Below are 3,895 nucleotides of genomic sequence, written 5' to 3'. Positions count from 1 at the left end.
TTAAACACATCAATTCCTTTGGCAACGGCCCTTGCACATAACAAATTAATATGCCCCTCCACCAAACTATCGGGATGCTTATCATCACTGCAAAACATCATATTGCCGTGATGATCCTGCATCAGATTAATCAATGCTTCAAAATTTCTGGCGGCACTACCTTCCCTTATTAAAATCTTCACGCCGTATTGTAATTTGTCCAATGCTTCTTCCGCCGTAAAACATTCATGGTCGGTAGTAATGCCTGCCGCAAAATAATTTTTTGCGGCTTCTCCTCTTAGCCCCGGGGCATGTCCATCTATCGGCTTATGATGTTTTTTTGCAGCGGCAATTTTTTTCATTACTTCATTATCACCCTGCAATACGCCTGGAAAATTCATCAGCTCACTGAGGTATTTAATTTCGTTTTTTTGCAGTAAAGTTTCCACATCCTTTTCGTGCAGCGCAGCACCGGCAGTTTCAAAAATAGTGGCTGGCACACAACTGGGTGCACCAAAATTAAATTTAAAAGGCACTGTTTTTCCATTGGCAATCATAAACTCCACACCGGCCATACCACAAACATTGGCAATTTCATGAGGGTCGCTCACGGTAGCAACTGTGCCATGTACAACCGCCAGCCGGGCAAACTCAGCCGGGACAAGCATGGAGCTTTCAATATGCACATGGCTGTCAACAAAGCCAGGTAAAATAAATTTTTCGTTGTTTTTTTTATCTTCAATTTTGGTAATCTTTTTAATTCTGCCATGCTCCACCTGCACTTCACCAAAAAATATTACCTGGTTAAAAATGTCTACTACATTGCCTTTTATAGAAAATTGCATAAAAATATTTTATCTTGAAAGGTTACATTTAGAAACCTAAAAATAAGCATAACCCGTTACTTTCGCCTGCCTGAAATAGTAGCGCTTGTTCGCCCATCTACCCAATTATCAATAATAGTATCCGCGGCATTATTTTAGTATATCTTTCAACATTATTTTAAATTAGCAACATGAAGAATCTCGTTTTGTTTGGCATATTTGTTTTGTTGCTGGTGGCGGTGCAATTTGCAGGTGGGCAAACCATTGACGAAATAATTGAAAAACATATCCGCGCCAAAGGTGGCCTTGATAAAATTGCCGCCATTCAGGATATTTATATGGAAGGACTGATAACATGGATGGGTATTACCGCTTGTATCAGGATTTCTAAAAAACAAAACGATTTAAACCCTTCAGGATTCAACATGCAGTGGTTGATAACAGAGAGTGAAGTAAATTATTTGATACCTGAAAAATCTTTAAAAGATACAGTATTGGTTGGTGAAATAATGGCTGAACTGCAGGATGTGCCTGATATTTCTGCTCACCTGACCAATTATGCCGGCAAAGGATATACTGCAGTTTTAATTGGTAAAGAAACGGTGGATGATACTACCTGTTATCATATACAATTGAATATGAAAGATAAAAATGAGATACATTACTGGATCAGTGCTTCCGGTTTTTTGCTTGAGCAGTCTTCTATTATTAACAGCAACATAAAGGCAAAAGAAAAAAATTATACCCGTTACCATAATTATAAAGCAGCAGATGGAATTTTATTTGCACATTCGTTAGATATTCAGAAAAAGGAAGGCAATCAAAATTATACCTGTGAATTATTTTTTAATACAATATTAATTAATCAACCTTTTGACTCAAATTTTGTAAAACCTGTTTATCAAACATAACAAAATCAAACAATGAAAAAAATAAAAATTGGCTTATTAGCCATTGCAGCAATTGTGAGTGTACAAACAATGTATGCCCAAACCGTTGACGAAATTGTAAATAAATATGTAGATGCGTTGGGCGGAAAAGAAAAACTGGCTACCTTAAAATCGGTAAGGATGGAAGGCTCTTTAAATGTTAGCGGTACTGATGTAAGCCTCATCATTACTAAACTTAATATGGTTGGCCAGCGCAATGATATCATTGCCATGGGTATGAATGGTTACCAGATTTATACCCCTGTTACCGGTTGGAATTTTATGCCATTTATGGGACAATCATCTGCGGAAGTGCTGAAAGACGAAGAAGTGAAAACCGGAAGCATCATGCTTGACCTGCAGGGAAATTTATTTAATTATACAGAAAAAGGTAACCAGCTTGAGTTACAGGGTAATCAAAAAGTAGATACCGTTGATTGTTATAAAATAAAAGCTACCTTAAAGTCAGGAAAAGTGGTTACCTATTTTATTGATAGCAAAACCTATCATATTGTGAAGTCAGTTTCTACTCAAAACGTTAATGGTGAAGAAGAAGTGGTAAATACCTATGCCAATTATAAAGCAACAGGGAATGGCTATATTTTTCCTTTTACAAATACCATCGAACGCGGACAAATAGATTTTTCTAAAATAGAAGTAAATGTTCCGGTGGACGAAAAGATTTTCATGGTTAACTAATTCTGATAAAATTCACAGTTTTTAATTGTGGGTAAAAAATAATTCCCGGGTTTATTACAATGAAGATCAGCATTGTAGTAAACCTGTTTTTTGCAGTATAACCTCTATAACCATTTAATATCAATTGTACCCTGTCTGACCAATCCTTTAAAATTCAGCATTATTTTTCTATAATCCTTCGTACATTTGCAGCGTTTCTAAAAATCAAAAAATCACCTTTAATTATGAGTACAGTAAAAGTTGCTATTAACGGCTTCGGACGCATTGGCCGTTTAGTATTTCGTCAGATTTATAATATGCAAGGTATTGATGTTGTTGCTATCAACGACTTAACAAGCCCTGCCGTATTAGCGCATTTATTGAAGTACGATAGCGCACAAGGTCGTTTTGACCAGCAGGTTACTTCAACAGAAAATTCAATTATTGTAAATGGCCACGAAGTAAAAATATATGCACAAAAAGATCCGGCACAAATTCCCTGGGGAACTCATGGTGTTGATGTTGTGATTGAAAGTACCGGGTTTTTCACAGATAAGGAAAAAGCAACAGCGCATATTACTGCAGGTGCAAAAAAAGTAGTGATCTCTGCACCTGCTACCGGCGATTTAAAAACCGTAGTATTTAATGTTAATCATAGTATTTTAGACGGTACGGAAACCATCATTAGTTGTGCAAGTTGTACCACCAACTGTCTTGCCCCAATGGCAAAAGTTTTAAACGATAAGTTTGGCATCGTAACTGCTATCATGACTACAATTCACGCCTACACCAACGATCAGAATACGTTGGATGCGCCACATCCAAAAGGCGATTTGCGCAGGGCCAGAGCGGCTGCTGCCAATATTGTTCCTAACAGCACGGGTGCTGCTAAAGCAATTGGTTTGGTATTGCCGGAATTGAAAGGTAAATTAGATGGAAGTGCACAAAGGGTACCTGTTATAACCGGTTCGTTAACTGAACTTACCAGTATTTTAAATAAAACGGTAACCTTTGAAGAAGTAAATGCAGCCATGAAAGCAGCCAGCAACGAAAGCTTCGGTTATAATGAAGATGAAATTGTAAGTTCTGATATTATCGGCACTACATTTGGCTCTTTGTTTGACGCTACTCAAACTAAAGTAATGACCGTTGGCGACAAACAATTGGTGAAAACGGTAAGCTGGTACGATAATGAAATGAGCTATGTATCTCAATTGGTGCGTACCGTTCATCATTTTGCAGGATTGATAAAATAAAAAGAGAGACTTTTCAATAGATTTAAATCATAGCCTCTTATGCAGATAAGGGGCTATGATTTTTAGAAGTTGCGGTTACACTATTTAAGTCTCTTAATAAGGTAAGACAAATGTTATGCAAATAGAATTACTGAAGAGGCTAACAGTTATTTCGGATCTTACGTAAAGCAAACCTTCCATCAGATGCATGAGGTTTAATGCAAAAGATATACTGGAATTACTGTCAACA

Annotated in this window: 4 protein-coding genes; 3 read left to right on the top strand and 1 reads right to left on the bottom strand. The window is 37.0% G+C overall.

The window, feature by feature from the left end; all coding sequences use genetic code 11:
- The coding region (locus tag H7254_RS01120) for an amidohydrolase family protein (protein ID WP_301931225.1) at positions 1-824 on the bottom strand (824 nt) is incomplete at its 3' end.
- 170 nt (positions 825-994) lie between these two features.
- Between H7254_RS01120 and H7254_RS01115 the strand changes: the two genes are divergently transcribed.
- From H7254_RS01115 to gap, 3 genes are all read left to right on the top strand, one after another.
- On the top strand, positions 995-1,714 hold the full coding sequence (locus H7254_RS01115; RefSeq protein ID WP_301931224.1) for a DUF4292 domain-containing protein: 720 nt from the start codon (positions 995-997) through the stop codon (positions 1,712-1,714).
- 12 nt (positions 1,715-1,726) lie between these two features.
- On the top strand, positions 1,727-2,431 hold the full coding sequence (locus H7254_RS01110; protein WP_301931223.1) for a hypothetical protein: 705 nt from the start codon (positions 1,727-1,729) through the stop codon (positions 2,429-2,431).
- Between the two features lie 224 nt (positions 2,432-2,655).
- Positions 2,656-3,666, top strand: coding sequence for a type I glyceraldehyde-3-phosphate dehydrogenase (gene gap / locus H7254_RS01105; RefSeq protein ID WP_301931222.1), 1,011 nt, complete (start codon positions 2,656-2,658; stop codon positions 3,664-3,666).
- Positions 3,667-3,895 lie beyond the last annotated feature (229 nt).

It is taken from the genome of Ferruginibacter sp. (assembly GCF_014377975.1).
Lineage (GTDB): Bacteria > Bacteroidota > Bacteroidia > Chitinophagales > Chitinophagaceae > Ferruginibacter.
Note: the sequence above shows the minus strand (reverse complement) of the source record. Positions and strands in the feature narration are given on the sequence as shown.

Excerpts from the sequence above, each read along its gene's own strand:
- H7254_RS01115 (WP_301931224.1), top strand. The coding sequence starts at position 995 with ATGAAGAATCTCGTTTTGTTTGGCATATTTGTTTTGTTGCTGGTGGCG.
- H7254_RS01110 (WP_301931223.1), top strand. The coding sequence starts at position 1,727 with ATGAAAAAAATAAAAATTGGCTTATTAGCCATTGCAGCAATTGTGAGT.
- gap (WP_301931222.1), top strand. The coding sequence starts at position 2,656 with ATGAGTACAGTAAAAGTTGCTATTAACGGCTTCGGACGCATTGGCCGT.